The organism is Niastella sp. (assembly GCF_045805085.1).
GTDB lineage: Bacteria > Bacteroidota > Bacteroidia > Chitinophagales > Chitinophagaceae > Niastella.
The window spans coordinates 1-18,009 of the sequence record NZ_JBJMLX010000287.1 but is presented as its reverse complement, the minus strand read 5'-3'; the positions used below and the strand labels follow the sequence as shown (position 1 = coordinate 18,009).

The 18,009-nt window shown below is 45.3% G+C and carries 10 protein-coding genes and 1 pseudogene; 10 read left to right on the top strand and 1 reads right to left on the bottom strand.

Annotated elements, in window-relative coordinates; all coding sequences use genetic code 11:
- The 4 genes from ACJ751_RS14970 to ACJ751_RS14955 form a co-directional block, all read left to right on the top strand.
- Nucleotides 1-2,819: SusC/RagA family TonB-linked outer membrane protein (locus ACJ751_RS14970; RefSeq protein ID WP_407746308.1), on the top strand; the 2,819-nt coding region annotated here is incomplete at its 5' end.
- A gap of 31 nt (nucleotides 2,820-2,850) precedes the next feature.
- A complete protein-coding gene (locus tag ACJ751_RS14965) occupies nucleotides 2,851-4,632 on the top strand; it encodes a RagB/SusD family nutrient uptake outer membrane protein (protein WP_407746307.1) in 1,782 nt (593 codons plus the stop codon).
- Nucleotides 4,633-4,771: 139 nt separating this feature from the next.
- A complete protein-coding gene (locus tag ACJ751_RS14960) occupies nucleotides 4,772-6,124 on the top strand; it encodes a LamG-like jellyroll fold domain-containing protein (RefSeq protein WP_407746306.1) in 1,353 nt (450 codons plus the stop codon).
- 35 nt (nucleotides 6,125-6,159) lie between these two features.
- The gene (locus ACJ751_RS14955) at nucleotides 6,160-7,434 is read left to right on the top strand and encodes an alginate lyase family protein (protein WP_407746305.1); all 1,275 of its coding nucleotides are present in this window, start codon (nucleotides 6,160-6,162) and stop codon (nucleotides 7,432-7,434) included.
- Between the two features lie 213 nt (nucleotides 7,435-7,647).
- Here the strand turns inward: ACJ751_RS14955 and ACJ751_RS14950 are convergent, their stop codons facing one another.
- On the bottom strand, nucleotides 7,648-8,100 hold the full coding sequence (locus tag ACJ751_RS14950; protein WP_407746304.1) for a hypothetical protein: 453 nt from the start codon (nucleotides 8,098-8,100) through the stop codon (nucleotides 7,648-7,650).
- 243 nt (nucleotides 8,101-8,343) lie between these two features.
- On the opposite strand from ACJ751_RS14950, the gene ACJ751_RS14945 reads away from it, so the two are divergent.
- The 6 genes and pseudogenes from ACJ751_RS14945 to ACJ751_RS14920 all read left to right on the top strand — a co-directional run.
- Nucleotides 8,344-8,739, top strand: a complete 396-nt coding sequence (locus tag ACJ751_RS14945) for a hypothetical protein (RefSeq protein WP_407746303.1) — start codon at nucleotides 8,344-8,346, stop codon at nucleotides 8,737-8,739.
- A 156-nt stretch (nucleotides 8,740-8,895) separates the two neighbouring features.
- A complete protein-coding gene (locus ACJ751_RS14940) occupies nucleotides 8,896-9,978 on the top strand; it encodes an efflux RND transporter periplasmic adaptor subunit (RefSeq protein WP_407746302.1) in 1,083 nt (360 codons plus the stop codon).
- A 101-nt stretch (nucleotides 9,979-10,079) separates the two neighbouring features.
- Nucleotides 10,080-13,253, top strand: coding sequence for an efflux RND transporter permease subunit (locus ACJ751_RS14935; RefSeq protein WP_407746301.1), 3,174 nt, complete (start codon nucleotides 10,080-10,082; stop codon nucleotides 13,251-13,253).
- Nucleotides 13,240-14,673 (top strand): TolC family protein, encoded by a 1,434-nt coding sequence (locus tag ACJ751_RS14930; protein WP_407746300.1) that lies wholly within the window; start codon nucleotides 13,240-13,242, stop codon nucleotides 14,671-14,673. Before ACJ751_RS14935 ends, ACJ751_RS14930 begins: the two co-directional genes overlap by 14 nt.
- Nucleotides 14,674-14,900: 227 nt before the next feature.
- On the top strand, nucleotides 14,901-17,465 hold the full coding sequence (locus tag ACJ751_RS14925) for a hypothetical protein (protein ID WP_407746299.1): 2,565 nt from the start codon (nucleotides 14,901-14,903) through the stop codon (nucleotides 17,463-17,465).
- A gap of 60 nt (nucleotides 17,466-17,525) precedes the next feature.
- Nucleotides 17,526-18,009, top strand: a pseudogene (locus tag ACJ751_RS14920) (mechanosensitive ion channel family protein); the annotation flags it as partial.

Sequence of the window (18,009 nt, the reverse complement as noted above, 5' to 3'; positions counted from 1 at the left end):
CCATGGAAGAGCAGGTGGTAGTAGGTTATGGTACTTCTAAAAAAGCAACCGTTACCGGCGCCCTGGAACCACTCAACAATAAAGTTTTCGATAGCAGAGCAGTAACCAACCCTGCTTTGGCGTTGCAAGGTAGCACGCCAGGTCTGGTGATCACCAGAAGTTCTTCCCGCCCGGGTAATGAAGAGCTGGTTATGCAGATCCGTGGTGTTACTTCTGTGAATGGCGGTTCTCCACTGATCGTTATCGATGGAGTACCCGTTGCCAATACCAATGCATTCTTTACCATGAACCCCGATGATATTGAATCGGTGAACGTCTTAAAAGACGGTATGGCCGCCATATTCGGTAGCCGGGCCGCCAATGGCGTTATTTTAATCACTACAAAACGTGGTAAAGGCAAAACCAGGATCGATTATGGATATAATGCGCGCATCAATACAATAGGGATAAAAACCCCTGCACCCAACATGCAGCAATTTGCTACCATGTGGATAGATGCCAACAAAGAAGAAATAAAACCCAATTACTGGGGATGGGCATCATTGGAGAATCTGCAGAAAATGCAGCAGGGCGTTGAGGGTATTTACCACACCACCGAATGGGGCGACATTTTCATTGGCAATGCCAACCGTTTCGATGAATTATTCGCTACCCGCATTTCTCAGCAACACACGTTGAGTGTTGCTGGCTCTTCCGAGAAAACAGCGTATCGTTTATCTGCCGGTTATGCCGATAACCAAGGGCCCCTGGCCACAGCATATGATGGAAAAAAACAGTATAACCTGCGCCTGAATTACGATTATAAACTGGCGGAAAAAATTAAACTGCAAACCGGCGTAACTTATCAAAAGGATCTTACATCAGGCCCTTCCAATGGTTTGCGTATGGACATGATCGCTTATGACCCGCCTTTTTTTCCTGCCAAAAACCCGTATGGTGAATGGTATGCGAACTTCAATACTGCCGGTAATAGAAACTCTACTGCTGCCACTACTGATGGTGGAAGAGATATTAAAGGAAACGACCTGATCAGGATCGACATTAGAGGTATTGCCGAATTGTACAAAGGTCTTGAACTGGAAGCAGGTGCTTCAATACAGTCAAATCAATACCGGTTGGATAATTACCAGCTTACCGTTCCCATGTACAAATGGGATGGTACCCTGGCCGATGAAAAGATCAATCCCGAATCGAACATCCGCGCAGAATCAGATAATTCTTTATATCAGAACTACAGCGCCTTGTTGCGTTATACTAAAACATTCGGTGGCCATCGCATCATTGTTATGGGTGGTTTGAATGCTGAAAAGAATGGCTTTAAAGGATTGTATGCATACCGCACCCTTATAGCCAACGATGGCGTGTATGATTTGAACGTAGCACCTAAAGATTATGTAGAAGGAGCCGGCGGCCGTAACGAATGGGGATTGTATTCTTATATCGGCCGGTTGAACTATTCCTTCAGAGGAAAATACCTGGTAGAGATGATAGGGCGCCGTGATGGATCATCACGTTTTGCTCCCGGCTATAAATGGTCGAATTTTTACAATGCATCTGCCGGTTGGGTAATCACCAATGAAAACTTCATCAGGGACCTGAACATGTATCCCCTCAATTACCTGAAGATCCGGGGCGGTTATGGTATAATGGGTAACAATGTTAACATCGATCTGTACGATTATATTTCTAACGTGGTTGTCGGCAACAGCATATTTGGAAACACCCCTGCCATTCAAAGTGCTGCCAGCCTGGCCCGTAATGGTCTTACGTCACCTGATCGTACCTGGGAGCAGGTAAAAATGGCGAACGTAGGCTTTGATCTTGTTATGTTGAACAACCGCCTGACCGGCCGTTTTGATTATTATCAGAAAAAGAACGATGGCATGTTGATCAATGTGGTGTATCCCGGTGTATTGGGTGGCGATGCCCCTCAAACAAACAGCGGGGTATTGAAAGTGACGGGATGGGAAGCCATGGTAGGCTGGCACGATAAAATTGGCAGCGATTTTAGTTATAATGTATCAGCTAATCTCTCCGACAGCCGCAACAAACTGGTGGCATACGACGGTGCCGTTCTGCCAACGCCCGGGTTGAATCAGGCGATCATTGGCAAGCCTTTGAACTCCTGGTATATGTATAAAACAAGAGGCTTTTTGGCAGATCAGAAAACAGTTGACCTCTTTTATAATAAATACACAGCTCTTGCCCAGGGCGCTATACCTGCAAGAACAGATGATCAGATATTACGTCCCGGCGATACCAGGAAAATGGATGTAAATAAAGACGGCGTTATCGATCAGAATGACGTGAACTTTAAAGGTGATAATGCGCCACACTACACATTCGGTCTTACCCTGGGCGCCTCCTGGAAAAACATCGACTTTACTGCCTTTCTGCAAGGAGTAGGGCAACAATATGTTGAACGGGATGGTTGGCTGGCATACCCCTTCGTTACGTTGTGGTCCAATTTAAACCCTTCTTTCATTGGTAAAACATGGACAGCAGAAAATACCAGTGCTAAATATCCCAGACTTTCAGTGGATGCCGACCGTTCAAAATGGAATTACCTGCATAACGACTTTATGTTGCAGAACAACCGGTATGTTCGGTTGAAAACGTTGATCCTCGGCTATACCCTGCCGCAATCAGTAGTGTCAAGGGCTAAACTGGAGAAAGTAAGGGTTTATTTCTCAGGTAACGACCTGTTTGAATTAACCTCTATTAAAGACGGGTTCGATCCCGAGCAGGGGGCCGATTCAAGATTGACCGGTTATCCGTTTATGAGAACATGGTCCTTTGGTGTTAACGTAGGTTTATAATCTAATATCTGATCAGCGAAAAACTATTATAATGAAAAAGTTGATGATTCCGGTTGCTATCAGTGCCATGATCCTGGGTACTGTGGCATGCCAGAAAAAATTTCTCGATCTGAAACCTGAAGACAGCTTAACGGAAGCGCAGTATTTTAAAACACCTGAACAGTTCAAATACGCTACCAATGAGATGTATGAAAAGATGATAAGCTGGCAGAAGATCGATGAGAGCAATATTTTTGAATTCATGGACTTCGGTTCAGATCTTTCAGCAGACTTTCAACTTCCACAAACAAACTATGCCCGCGGTATAGTGCCGGTTCCATCTGATGATAAGTACTGGAATAATGCCTATGCATATATCCGGGGCGTAAATATCGTGCTTAAAAAGGCGGATGAATATCCGGGCAAAAAAAACGAGATAGCCCAATATGTGGCAGCAGCAAAATTTTTCAGGGCCTGGCATCATTTCTTTCTGCTGAAGCGTTTCGGGGGTGTGCCCATTCTTACCACAGTACCCAATGTAAATGGGAAAGAACTGAAAGCGCCGCGCAACAGCCGGTATGAAATGATTGACCAGATACTGAAAGATCTCACAGATGCCATCAATGGCCTTCCTATTGAGCAGGCCATTTCAAATGCCGACAAAGGCCATTTAAGCAAATGGGCCGCAGAAGCCTTTAAAGCACGCGTGTTGTTATACGAAGCAACCTGGCGCAAATACACGGGCACCTCTACCGATTTTAAAGGTTCAGCCGCACCAGCTGCTGATCAGGTGAACGGGTTTTTAACCGAGGCCGCAGCATTGGCAAAAGATGTGATGCAGAACGGTGGTTATAAATTATGGAATTATAACAGTACGTTAAGCAATCGCAGCAGTTATTACCTTTTTAGTATCGATGGTTCTGCTTCCAACCCCCTTGGGCTCGATAAAACCACCAATAATGAATTTATTCTGAAAAGTATCTATGACCTTAACCTGCGTCCGGGTGGAGTTAATCTTTCCCATACCGTTCAAACCTATATGACGCCCAATCGCAAAATGATGGATATGTTTTTGTGTAAAGATGGATTACCAGTAAACAAGTCCGACAGTTTTCTTGGCTACCACACAGTAGACTCTGAGTATCTGAACAGGGATTACCGTTTGCTGAGCTATGTGCTTGGAAAGCAAAACATACCTGCCCAGGGGAAAATAAAACTGGATGGAAAACTGGGTTATACCTGCTATAAATTCTCTGCTTATAATTACCCCACTTACCGTTCAGATTTACAGGAATCGCAGGATTATCCACAGATCAGGCTGGCCGAAGTGTACCTGATCTATGCAGAAGCATTGATGGAAAAGAATGGTGCTATAAGTGATGGCGACCTGAACATGTCAATTAACCTGTTAAGAGCAAGAGCTGGTGTGGCGCCGCTTTCCAATGCACTGGCCACCAACTATGGATTGAATATGCTGGAAGAGATCAGACGAGAAAGAACGATTGAGTTATATGGGGAGAATTTCCGGTTCGATGATCTGAAACGCTGGGGTATTGCAGAACATGAATTGAATCAGAATGTATGTGGTATGGTAGTGGGAGATGCTGCCTATACAACCGACTTCAGAGATGCCACCGGTAAACCAACCAGTAATTATATTCCTCAAAAATATCCCTACCAGGAAACTACGGTAACTACCGGTGCCGGCAATTTGAAAGTGATCTTGCTCGATATAGCAGAGAACCGGAATTTTAAACGGATGCATTATTTGCTTCCCATACCATTGAAGCAAATTCAGCTGAATCCGAACCTGGTTCAAAACAATGATTATTAAAAGCAGTAGCCAATGGGCAATTGACAAAGAGAGGAGCAAATAAAATTTGTAAGCTCCTATCCAATCGGGAGATAGCAAATTAACTGTCGATTGCCTATTGGCAACTGTTTATTCTGAAAACTGTTAAATCCAAATATATATGAAGATGACTGTTAAAAATATCCGGTTCATAATGGCATTGCTGGCTGTAGCAGCTATATATGCCAGTTGCACCAAGGGGCCCAATATCAAAAACTATACATACCCCGCGCCCGAGCCACAGGGCGTAACTCCTGCCATCGGATTCCCTACCAGTCTGGTAACAATCAATGGTTCTACTTTTGGCGATTATAAAAATGTGGTGAAGGTATTCTTCAATGGAATTGAGTCTGATAGCATCCTGTCCTGTGAAGATGGTAAAATTGTAGCCAGAGTACCTGTTGCAGCTATTTCAGGCCCCGCAAAGGTGGGCTTACAGGTATGGACAAATATCGTTGACTCTATAGGTACTTTTACTGTAAAAGCACCGCCTACTATTAAAACGGCTGATCCGCTTACCGGTTTGCCAGGTGATACGGTTCGAATATATGGTACCGGTTATGGCACTGATATGGCAAAAGTAAATGTTACTTTCAAAGGCATAGCTGCTACAATAGCATCCCTGGAAGATACAGTGATCACTACCACTGTACCAGTAGGAACCAGCAGCGGTGACATTGCTATAACTGTGGAAGGATATCCGGTAAAGGGTCCGGGGTTTAGTATTCTTGTTTCTGTTCCAACCCCGGTTTACGCGCTTGATTTTGAAAACAACCTGGTTGACAGAATAAGTGGAGTGGCTGCCACCTATAATAAGGGCACTGCAGGTGACATTACCTACGAACCCGGACAACGTGGATTGGCTGCCAGATTCCCTGGTTTTACGCCTACTACATGGAACAACTCCGGTACCGTTTCAATACCTCCGGCAATTATGCCGGTTTTTAAACAAAGAGAGTTTACAGTGACCTGCTGGGTCAATTGGGCAGCGGGAAGAAATATCTATCCAGACCCGATCTTTGAATTTGGTGAGGTTAGAGGTACCCGTATTACATTCCTCACAAGAATGGGTTCGGGTTCAAACTCCTGGAACGGTTCAGCCAGTAGAATGGTAGGCCGTTACCTGCTTACGAATAAAGTGCCGGTAGGTGGCCCCACCTATACAGCTGTCGATGATTATGTAATTGCTTCCAATGCTCCGGTGTTACCATACGACTGGAGACACGTAGCCTTTGTATTTTCTTATTCGAAGCTGACTATGAAGATCTATATAAATGGTGTAGAAGTTGGAACAAAAAACATTACAAGAGCAGACGAAGACCCCTTCCTGATGACTATTAATAAGGCCAGCATTGGCGGTTACGCATTCGGTTCTGGTACCGAAACGAATTATGCCGGACTAATGGATAATTTCAGGATCTATAACCAGGCATTATCTGCAGATCAGATCTATACTGATTTCTATAAGAAATAGCGACATACACCAATTTTCAAAAGCCCGATTATACTATGAAACAACTCACTGTTTTTGCTGTTCTCGCCCTGTTGTTGAGCCTATCAATGGTTGATTGCTCAAAAAAGGGAAACGAAGAACCAGATGACCTGGCTGATACAACCGGGTTAGCAACTATTAAATATATTGATACGCTGCCGGCAGGTACACCATTCAAACATCCGGGAACACTGCATACAAATGAGGATTTTGCTCGCATAATAGCAGCCCTGAATAGTAATATGGAACCATGGGTTAGCGGAGATAGCATGTTGAACAAGAATTCACATGCAGATTCAAATTATAACCCCAACCCCGTAGTGAAACTGATCAGAGGGGGTAATAGCCGGGAAGAACCCGAGCCGGATAATTATTCCCGTGCCTTCAATGACGTAGCAGCTGCCTATCAAAATGCACTGCACTGGCGGATTTCCGGCAAAACCGCATATGCCGAAAAATCAATCCAGATCTTGAATGCCTGGGCGGCTACCTGTACAAAATTAAGCGGTGACCCCAACATGTACCTGGCTGCCGGTTTCTATGGCTACCAGTTTGCTGTTGCCGGTGAACTGATGCTTGACTATAAAAACTGGAAACCCGAAGACATTGCTGCATACAAACAATGGATGATGACGGTGTTTTATCCAGTAAACCATTCATTCTTGAAGGAACACAATGGCGCCTGTATCGATCACTATTGGGCTAACTGGGACCTGGGTAACATTGCTTCTGTTATGGCAATCGGTATCCTCACTGATAACCGTACGCTCTATAACGAAGCCGTGAATTATCTTCAACGAGGTGGTGGAAACGGAAATCTGCGCAAAGCCATTTATTATATCCATAAAGACGAAGGACTGGGGCAATTGCAGGAAAGCGGTCGCGATCAGGGACATGCTACACTGGTAATGGCCATGTTAGGTACTATATGTGAAATGGCCTGGAACCAGGGTGATGATTTTTATGGCTTTAATGACAATGCGGTGCTGAAAGCTTCGGAATACACCGCCAGGTATAATGTGGCTGAGTTGCCGGTACCATTTAAGCAATACGATTATCATGATTGTGATACCACCATCGCCCAAACTGTGATCAGTGATGTGGAAAGAGGTACGGTTCGTCCTATTTGGGCAATGATCTACAACCACTATGTGAAACGTAAAGGTATGACAGCGGCTTACACCCTTCTGGGCGTTAATACAACAGCACCCGAAGGCGGTGGCGGTGACTACGGACCAAACAGCGGCGGTTTCGACCAGCTTGGTTTCGGCACCCTGATGTTTTCACGATAAACTGTTTATGATATAATATCAGAAAGGCAAGATCCAATATCCAAAGTCCAATATCCTGAATCCAATATCCTAAGATCCAGTATCCGGAGATCCAATATCCAAAGATCCAATATCCGCCGTTCCAATCCGGTACATTTTAATGGCTTCCCGTCGTAAGTCAGGAGACACCGGGAAATTAGCTAAAGCCCCCGACCGCAACATCGGGGGCTTTTTTTATTTCATTCGAATATACTTTTCAATGTTCAATCGGTTAATGTCAGTGCCTTCAACTTTTTCAACACCCTGTTGAATCAGGGTGTCGTTTTTTATAGTAACCGTAAATTGAAAATCATTGTTCTCCCACTGGCGGTCGCTGCAATATTCGAGGTGCTCGGTGTAAATACTATCTTTTATCGAGTACTTACCACCGCCTGCAGAAAACAGTGCAGTCGCAGTGTCCTTGCCTTTATTTAAGTCATGGCTCATAAAAGCAAAGTGCGTGTCGTTGATGATCTTGATGAATTGTTTGTTGCCGGTGTAATCAGTAACAGTGGTGTGGCCTTTCTCAATTAATGATCCGGACAATAATTTCCAGGTGCCGGCAATAGGGAAAGTGGTTTTTTTTGTTGTACAGGATGCAGAAGCCAGCCATGTAATAAATGTAATAACTACAGCAATCGATTTCATGAGGATGGTTGTTTTATTAAAAATAGCATGACTTATTAAAATAACATTAGAAATCTATTAAAAACACGGAACATTTTTCTTATCTTAGGATCCTTCCTTTCTGCCTGTCATTAATGAAATGTTATTGCGCTGCATAAGTGATTAAAACTTGCCATGAATTATTTGCTGGTTTTCATTTAACCATTAATTTTACGACTCTTGCCATCAAACTGACCATCAACAATTATTATTTGTAGCCAGATCATGAAAGGGTTGCTCAAATTTGTTTTACTATTATGTATTCTCTTATTGGCAGGAAATGCGCATACGACTCATCCTCGTATAGGTTTCTTTCCAGGAAATACTTTTGAGCCATCAGTACCGGGTAATTATTCAAAAGACCACAACGACCGGTTACTAAGCAGCAACGCGCCCATAAACAAAAAAGGTTCCCACGACAAATTAAAGGCTACAGAAGTTGATGATGATGACGACCTGCGGGCATCCAAAAAGAATGTAGGTACTATTTGTATTTCTTTTTTATATACTGAGGCATCAGACTGCACAACCATGTTCCGTAAAAGTAGTCTGCCTTTTTGCGAACATTTTTCCCTAACCTCTTCCTTCAAATTCATCATCCACCGGGTGATCAGGATTTGATTCAACTTCCTTTACAGTCGTAGGACTGCCCAATCGTATTCACTTTTTTATTGTATTGCTTGCCTGTATAGCATTCGACTATAGAGATCAGGTGTGTTATGCGCCGTACTGAAAACGAATTTCAGGCAATTCTGAATAAGACCCCCCATATAAATTATGAAAAGAACGCTCACGCTGCTGGGCTTGTGTGCCATTGTGTGCTATACAAGCTGCAAACAAAAAGAAGAAACCAAAGAAGAACCCACCAAATTATTGGTGACCAGTCCTGTTAAAATGGACACAACTGTAACCAAAGAGTACGTATGCCAGATCAAATCCATACGTAACATTGAACTGAAAGCCCAGGAGAAAGGTTACCTGGAACGCATTTATGTTGACGAAGGTCAGCATGTAAAAGCAGGCCAGTTGTTGTTCAAGATCATGCCTAACATTTACCAGGCTGAACTGGAGAAAGCGGATGCGGAAGCGCAGGCGGCAGACATTGAAGTAGCAAACACCCAGTCGCTGGCCGACAGAAAGATCGTATCTCAAAACGAACTGGCGCTGGCCAATGCAAAAGCAAAAAAAGCAAAAGCAGAACTGGCGCTGGCCAAAGTACACCTGCAGTTTACCGAGATCAGAGCGCCATTCGATGGCATCATCGACCAATTGCATTTAAAACAGGGAAGCCTGGTTGAAGAAGGTGAATTGCTCACCAGCCTTTCAGACAATAACCAGATGTGGGTTTACTTCAACGTGTCTGAACCCGAGTACCTGAACTATAAAACAACAGTGAAGGGAAATGACAAAATGAAGGTGAGCCTGCAAATGGCCAATAAAGAAGTTTTCAAACACCCCGGTGTGGTGGAAACCATTGAAGCCGAGTTCAACAACGAAACCGGTAACATTGCTTTCAGGGCCACCTTCCCTAATCAGGAAGGATTGTTGCGTCATGGTGAAACCGGCAGCATTCTCATGAAAGAGCAGGTGAAAAATGCCATCATCATTCCACAAAAAGCCACGCTGGAGATCATGGATAAAAAATATGTGTACATCGTGAATAAAGACAACGTGGTGAAATTAACCCCCATCACGATTGCTGCTGAAATTCCGGACTTATATATCATCCAGGACGGGGTAACTGAAGGCGACAGGATATTGCTCGAAGGCATCCGCAAAGTACAGGACGGTAATAAAATTACCTATGACTTTGAAGAACCTTCAAAGGTAATGTCTCAGTTAAAGCTGGAATCGGAATAAATAACCAATTGGCAATAGGCAATGAGCAATAGGCAAGGTCTGATCGAATATCAGGAGCCCTATTCACCATTCACCATTGACCATTCACCAAACGAAAGAACATGTTTAATATATTCATGAAACGGCCGGTCTTTGCGATCGTGCTATCCCTGGTTATTGTCTTCATGGGGATACTGGCCATCAATACCCTTCCAACCTCGCAGTTCCCCTCCATTGCGCCACCACGGGTAATCGTTAGTGTGGCTTATCCGGGCGCCAGTGCCGATGTGTTGGTAAAATCAGTACTCATCCCGATGGAAAAAGCCATCAACGGGGTGCCTGGGATGAAGTACATGACATCAGATGCTACCAGCGCCGGTGAGGCCAACGTACAGGTGGTATTTGACCTGGGAACCGATCCCAATGCGGCGGTAGTAAACGTAAAAAACCGCATCGAACAGGTAACAAACCGGTTGCCTGTACTGGTACAACGCGAAGGTATCATCGTTAACATTCTGCAACCAAACATGTTGATGTATGTGAACGTGTTTAGTACCGACAAGCATGCCGATGAGAACTTTCTTTACAACTTCACGAACGTAAACATTCTGCGTGAGCTGAGCCGCGTAAAAGGTATCGGTAGTGCGCAGATCCTCGGTAGCCGTCAGTATGCCATGCGTATCTGGTTAAAACCCGATCGCATGCGGGCATATAATGTGTCAACCGATGAAGTGATGGAAGCCCTGGGTGAACAAAGTGTCATCGGTTCGCCCGGCAGGTTGGGTCGAAGCGATGGTAAACGTTCCGAAGCATTGGAATATGTATTGACCTATCAGGGCCGGTATAACCAGCCCGATCAGTATAAGAATGTGATCATTCGCGCAAAACCTGATGGAGAACTTCTTTACCTGAAAGATATTGCCGATGTGGAATTGGGAAGTGAGTTCTATGATATCTATTCAAACCTCAATGGCCACCCATCTGCGGCCGTGGTATTGAAACAGACCTATGGTAGTAATGCGCAGGATGTAATCAAAGCGATCAAAGCCAAGCTGACAGAACTGAAAAAGGAATCTTTCCCCCCGGGAATGGATTATGAGATCGACTATGACGTATCGAACTTCCTCGATGCCTCAATTGAAAAAGTGTTGCACACATTGGGTGAAGCCTTCGTGCTGGTGGCCATTGTGGTGTTCATATTCCTGGGCGACTGGCGTTCAACGTTGATCCCCACGCTGGCGGTACCCGTATCGCTGATCGGGTCGTTCTTCTTTATGCAGTTGTTTGGGTTGAACATCAACCTGATCACGCTGTTCGCATTGGTGTTGGCGATTGGTATTGTGGTAGATAACGCCATTGTGGTAATTGAAGCGGTGCATGCCAAAATGGAAGAGACGCATATGTCGCCGTACAATGCCACCAAACAGGTGTTGCATGAGATCAGCGGCGCCATCATCGCCATCACGTTTGTAATGGCGGCGGTGTTCATCCCGGTGGCGTTTATGTCGGGCCCCGTAGGGATCTTCTACCGGCAGTTCGCCATTACCATGGCAACGGCCATCGTACTCTCGGGTGTGGTAGCGTTAACATTAACCCCGGTGCTGTGCGCCATGTTATTAAAGAACACGCATGGCAAACCAAAAAGAAAGACGCCGATCAATATGTTCATCGGTGCCTTCAACCGTGGATTTGAAAAACTGACCGGCCGGTATAGCAGGTTTATGGAAAGGATCGTGAGCCGGCGTGTGATCACCTTTGTATTATTGGGAGGATTCTGTTTTGGCATCTTTGGAATTGGTAGATCACTGCCTACCGGTTTCATCCCCAGTGAAGACCAGGGGATGATCTATGCCATCATTCAAACCCCGCCCGGTTCAACCCTCGAAAGAACGAACGACCTGGCGAAGCGTGTACAGGAGATTGCCGAAAAGGTAGATGGGGTACAATCTGTATCGGCACTGGCTGGTTATGAGGTGTTGACCGAAGGTCGTGGATCCAATGCCGGTACCTGTATCATCAGTTTGAAAGACTGGGCCGAGCGTAAGCATAATGTAACCGAGATCATAAAAGAACTGGAAGAAAAATGTCATGAGATCCCTGGCGCTACCATCGAGTTCTTCGGGCCGCCAGCCGTACCTGGTTATGGTGCTGCGGGCGGTTTTGCCCTGCGTTTGCTCGATAAAACCAACAGCGACAATTATACCGACATGGAAAAGGTGAACGATGATTTTATGGCCGCGCTCAGAAAACGTAAAGAGCTTACCGGTTTATTCACCTTCTTCAGCGCCAATTATCCTCAATATGAATTGGAGATCGATAACAAGGCCGCCATGCAAAAAGGCGTATCCATCGGAAAAGCCATGGACAACCTGTCCATCCTGATAGGTAGTACCTATGAGTTAGGTTTTATTCGCTTTGGTAACTTTTTGAAGGTATACGTACAGGCTTCCCCTGAATACCGGGCGCTGCCAGATGATCTGTTGAAACTATATGTAAAGAACAACCGGGAGGAAATGGTGCCTTATTCAGCATTCATGTCAATTAAAAAATCACATGGTCTGAATGAGATCACCCGGTACAACATGTATAACTCATCAGCCATTCGCGGGGAACCCGCGGCGGGCATAAGCAGTGGTGAGGCCATCAGGATCATCCAGGAAGTGGCAGATAAAACATTGCCCCGTGGGTATGGTATCGACTGGGAAGGTTTGTCGAAAGACGAATCGGCGCGTGGTAATGAAGCCGTGATCATTTTCGGCATCGTACTGTTGTTTGTGTATTTGATCCTGGCAGCCCAATACGAAAGCTTTATTCTGCCGTTGTCGGTGATCCTGTCACTGCCTGCAGGTGTGTTTGGGTCGTTCCTGTTGATCAAGGCAGTAGGACTGGCAAACGACATTTACGCCCAGGTAGGGTTGATCATGCTGGTAGGTTTGTTGGGTAAGAACGCGGTGTTGATCGTGGAATTTGCTGCGCAGAAACACCGGGCAGGCATGACCGTATTCCGTGCCGCCATGGAAGGCGCCAAAACGCGTTTCCGCCCTATCGTAATGACCTCGCTTGCCTTTATTGCCGGGTTGGTGCCGCTGGTGGTTGCTACCGGTCCGGGCGCTATCGGTAACCGTACCATCGGTTCATCCGCATTGGGTGGAATGCTGATCGGTACGCTGGGAGGGGTAATAGTGATCCCCGGATTGTATTACCTGTTCGCTAAAATAGCTGCCGGTCGCAAGCTCATAAAAGGTGAAGATGAAAATCCATTAACAGAAGAAATCGATCATCATGTTGAAAAGTAACCTATTGAAACTACTGGGTATCGGGTGTGTTTGCCTCACGTATGCCGCCTGTAAATTGCCTGTTGTAGCCACTAAAACAGAAAACAAATCGGTGCCTGCGGGTTTTAACAACTCCCAGGACACCGTTAATATGGCCACGGTGAAATGGAAAAGCTATTTCACCGATCCCAACCTGGCTTCGCTTATCGACACTGCGTTGAAGAACAACCAGGAATTGAATATCACCTTACAGGAGATAGCCATCACCAAAAACGAAATAACCGCCAGAAAAGGGGAGTACCTTCCCTTCGTGGGGATAAGAGGCGGAGCAGGGGTTGAAAAAGTAGGCCGCTATACCAGCCAGGGTGCAGGTGACGCTACTACCGAAATAAAACCCGGTAAGGAAATGCCCGATCCGCTGCCCGACTTTTTAATTGGCGCCTATGCTACCTGGGAAGCAGACATCTGGCACAAACTGCACAATGCAAAAAAAGCAGCCGTTGCCAGATACCTGGCAAGCATAGAAGGCCGGAACTTTGTGGTCACGTCGTTGATCGCCGAGATTGCCAATTCTTATTACGAATTACTGGCGCTGGATAACCAGTTGAAGATCGTTGATAGCAATATCACCATTCAAACCAACGCGCTGGAAGTGGTGAAACAACAAAAAGAAGCAGCCCGGGTTACGGAGCTGGCTGTACGTAAATTTGAGGCGGAAGTGTTCAACACCAAAAGCCTGCAATACGGCATACAGCAGCAGATCACGGAGACCGAGAACCGCATCAATTTTTTGTTGGGTCGTTTCCCACAACCAATTACCAGGGACGACAAGTCTTTAAATGCGGCCTTACCGGCCACTATTCAAACCGGTATACCTTCACAACTGTTGAGCAACCGGCCCGATATAAAGCAGGCCGAGCTGGAACTGTCTGCCGCCAAACTGGATATCCAGGTGGCAAAAGCAAAGTTCTATCCCTCAGTTGGTATTAGTGCAGGAGTGGGTTGGAATGCGTTTAGCCCAACCTATTTGTTCAGAACGCCCGAGTCGTTATTGTATTCACTCGCAGGCGAACTGGTAGCGCCGCTGGTAAACAAGAATGCGATAAAAGCAGAATACGTAAATGCCAATGCGCGGCAAATACAGGCGGTTTACAATTATGAGCGTACTATTGTAAACGCGTATGCGGAAGTGGCCAACCAGGTAGTAAAGATCGGTAACCTGGCAAAAAGCTACGACCTGAAATCGCAACAGGTAGTTGCCCTGACCCAGTCTATAGATATCTCGAACGACCTGTTCAAAAATGCCCGGGCCGATTATATGGAAGTGTTATTGACCCAACGCGATGCCCTGGAATCGAAATTTGAACTGGTTGAAACCAGGATGCAGCAAATGAAAGCCATGGTGAATATTTACCAGGCACTGGGTGGCGGTTGGAACTAACCGAATATTATTGATGAAACATTGATAGCCCCCCTTCTTTCCTCCTCCTCCAACTGGCGGAGAGATTGGAGGGGGCCCTTTTGGTACTTATACCGGTTATAAATAAGTACTTCCACGCTCCGTTATACCATGGCAAAAGCATAAATTGCAGTAACCAAACACCCGCACGATCTTTCCCCTCACGTATCCTGCCTGCCCTAAGATTTATTGATCGTAAATCATTAGCCATGGTATACCCCAACAACGATTTTTCTGCTTATGTAGATGTTGTATGTAAGCAATACAATTTTAAACTCACTGATAACTTCTTTGTAAAGCTGCTTAAAATACTCCCCGTGCTCATCTGGCGAACGATAAAGGACGCCTGTATCGAGCTGTTTTTTTTATTCGCCTTTTGGATGGTGCTGGCAAAAATGTCGCAGGGACGCGATCTTATTGTAAGTCTGTTTGAACCCGAAGGCATTTATGGCAAAACGCGTATCGTGTTTACCACGCTGGCTGTATTGAGTCTCTCCGTAAGTATGTGGATCATACCTGCATTTATGTTTCATGAGCGGGAGTTAAGAACAAAAGAAGAACAACGCCCCAACTACCCGTTACATGATCACCTGTTCTTTATGCACCGCGTATTGCCCCTGGTACCCTTCTGGTTACTGGCGGCAGTCTTATTCAACGATCACTCGATCCTGTTTTTATTGGCCGGCCTGCTGCAACTGGTATTGCTGTTTTACTATAATAGATGGATCATCAATCAACGCACCCGTAACAAGATCCTGATGTTTGTAGGCGCCATATGGACGTTGATAGCAGTCTGGTTCTTTGCGATCTTTCACCAGGAATACACGCAGGCAAAAGTGTTGCTGGCGATAAATCTGTATGTGTTGTCCGTGTTTGTGTATTTGGTCTATCACCAGGCTGATAACCGGATCCTGCGCGTGCATGCCTCGGGCGTGGTGCCCGGTGAATCGTTGATCACCAAATACAAGCTCAACAGCATCATTTATTTTTCCTGCCTGTTAGCCCATACCCTCATCGTATTGTTGATCTACTACCTGCCTTTCCGGTTGAGTTTTGCGCCGGAGTCGTTGATGCTGTACATGTTCTCGGTGTATGTCTTTGCCATCGATCTCTTTCTGTACATCATCAACGTATCAAAAAGAAGGCAATTGGCTGCCGCATTAGTAGGAATGGGTGTGGTGATTGTAATGGGCGTCTTTCACTGGCATCTCAATACCAGTCATTACACCATGGACCCGAATGCCAACGGAACGCTGTTTGTGAATAGCCAGCGCGATGATTTTTCAGCAAGATATGAAGCGTTGAAAAAAAACATTGAAGCGAACAGGAGCGGGGAGCCGTATCCCGTTATCTTGGTAAGCGGCGAAGGCGGCGGCTCACGGGCCGGGCTGTGGCTCAGCCAGAACCTGATAAATTTTGATTATGATACCAAGGGCGCGTTTCGCAATCACATTTTTTCCATGTCAACTGTATCGGGCAGCTCGGTAGGCTTGGGCACTGTGTTCACCTTTTGGGATAATACCCGCGATGCCACCAATATCGACAGCAGCTGGCTGGAGTTACCGGCAACCATCTATGCGAATAATTATGTAGGCAGTTCTATCCGGGGTTTGCTGCTTACCGATCTGTATAAATCATTGGTGCCGGGCAACTGGAAAAAAGACCGCAATTCCACCTTACAGAATGAAGAAGCAAAAGCTACGGCAAGAGCTGTACTGAAAGCAAAGGGCTATAAAGATTGGGATGACTGCGACATTGACGACAGCGGCATGACGTTGAAAAAAGATTTTATGTATTTCTTTTATGAGCAAAAGGACAACGGCATGCAGTACCGGAAGCACACGCCCATTGTGCTGATAAATACCTGTAGAAGTAACGATGGCCGCCGCGGCATTTTCTCTTCCATTAAACTGGGTGAAACTTATTTTAACGAAGCCATCGATGTAGCCGGTTATTTGTATGAAGATTCCGTTTGCGACGATAACGGGGTGCGGCGTTGTAAAGGCATAAAAATGCCCATTTCGTTGGGACAGGCCTGTAATACCAGTGAGTTGTTCCCCCTGTTTAGTGCACCCGCGTATGTGAATGGATTGGGCAGTTTTGTAGATGGCGGCTATCATGAAAATTCAGGATTGAAATCAACCCTGGATATTTACCAGCAGTTAAAAATTAAGCTCGATAAAGAACCGCCAAACGGTAAATACAAGATCTATATCATGTACCTGAAAAACGGTTCAGGCGAAAAAGAGTTGTATAAGAAAATGGAAAGCGAACCGGTCTTACTGCAACCGCTGCACGCATTGTTCAGTCAGCCGTTTGAAGGCAGCGCTTCTTATTTTGAAGAAAAGGCAAGGTATGTAGGCGCGGTAGATGAAAACGTCGTGTTCCTCCCCATAAAATTAAATCCTAAGAACCTGGTCAATGCTAATTTAGCTGGCGTGACTGATAACCACAAAAAACGATTGGAATCAGAGATCTTAAAAGACCTCATCAACGATATAGTCGTAAACAGCAATGGCACAAAAGATACTATTCTGAATTTCCCATTGGCGCGCTGGTTGTCGAAAACCGTTATCAACCGCATGCAAATGTGTGCTTCACCGGCCCACCGGAACGTAGAAGTGAATCAATTGCTGGAACAGGTAAAAAGAGTGAACAGTGTGTCAGCGCCTACCAATGAGCCATTTATGAAATACCCGGTACACCAGGAGTTAAAGATGCCGGAAGATACCGTAGGCAGGAACAAGATCAGGAAAGCATTTCTAAATTATTAAATTTCTTTATTTTATCCCCCTATGGCATGGTATTTTGGGTACCTGTACAAAAATAATAACATGCCTTGGTGGGAAAGAATTATAGGGGGAAACACGCTGTTAAACTGGTTTATTGCCATAGGCATAATAGTGGTTTCATGGGCTATAATACGCGTAGGCCGCGTAGTATTGTTAAAACGGTTTAAAGCATATTCTGCCAGAACCCGTACTACCTTAGATGATTTTATTGTACACCTCACCGAAGGCGCCTTGTTGCCTGCGTTATACCTGGGCGCCTTGTACCTGGGCATTTCTTACCTTATAGTAAGCGCCAAAGTAAACAGGCTGCTGCACATAGCCGTAATGGTGGTGGTAACGTTTATTATCATTAAGACCATTGCCTCAGCATTGAATTATTTGATCAATAATGCGCTGGGCAATGATGCCGAAGACGTTGAAAAAAAGAAACAGGCCCGGGGAATTATTCTAATTATAAATATTGTGTTATGGATCCTGGCGCTTGTTTTTCTCATCAACAACCTTGGGTATAATATTACTTCCGTTG

Excerpts from the sequence above, each read along its gene's own strand:
- ACJ751_RS14965 (WP_407746307.1), top strand. The coding sequence starts at position 2,851 with ATGAAAAAGTTGATGATTCCGGTTGCTATCAGTGCCATGATCCTGGGT.
- ACJ751_RS14960 (WP_407746306.1), top strand. The coding sequence starts at position 4,772 with ATGAAGATGACTGTTAAAAATATCCGGTTCATAATGGCATTGCTGGCT.
- ACJ751_RS14955 (WP_407746305.1), top strand. The coding sequence starts at position 6,160 with ATGAAACAACTCACTGTTTTTGCTGTTCTCGCCCTGTTGTTGAGCCTA.
- ACJ751_RS14950 (WP_407746304.1), bottom strand. The coding sequence starts at position 8,100 with ATGAAATCGATTGCTGTAGTTATTACATTTATTACATGGCTGGCTTCT.
- ACJ751_RS14945 (WP_407746303.1), top strand. The coding sequence starts at position 8,344 with ATGAAAGGGTTGCTCAAATTTGTTTTACTATTATGTATTCTCTTATTG.
- ACJ751_RS14940 (WP_407746302.1), top strand. The coding sequence starts at position 8,896 with ATGAAAAGAACGCTCACGCTGCTGGGCTTGTGTGCCATTGTGTGCTAT.
- ACJ751_RS14935 (WP_407746301.1), top strand. The coding sequence starts at position 10,080 with ATGTTTAATATATTCATGAAACGGCCGGTCTTTGCGATCGTGCTATCC.
- ACJ751_RS14930 (WP_407746300.1), top strand. The coding sequence starts at position 13,240 with ATGTTGAAAAGTAACCTATTGAAACTACTGGGTATCGGGTGTGTTTGC.
- ACJ751_RS14925 (WP_407746299.1), top strand. The coding sequence starts at position 14,901 with ATGGTATACCCCAACAACGATTTTTCTGCTTATGTAGATGTTGTATGT.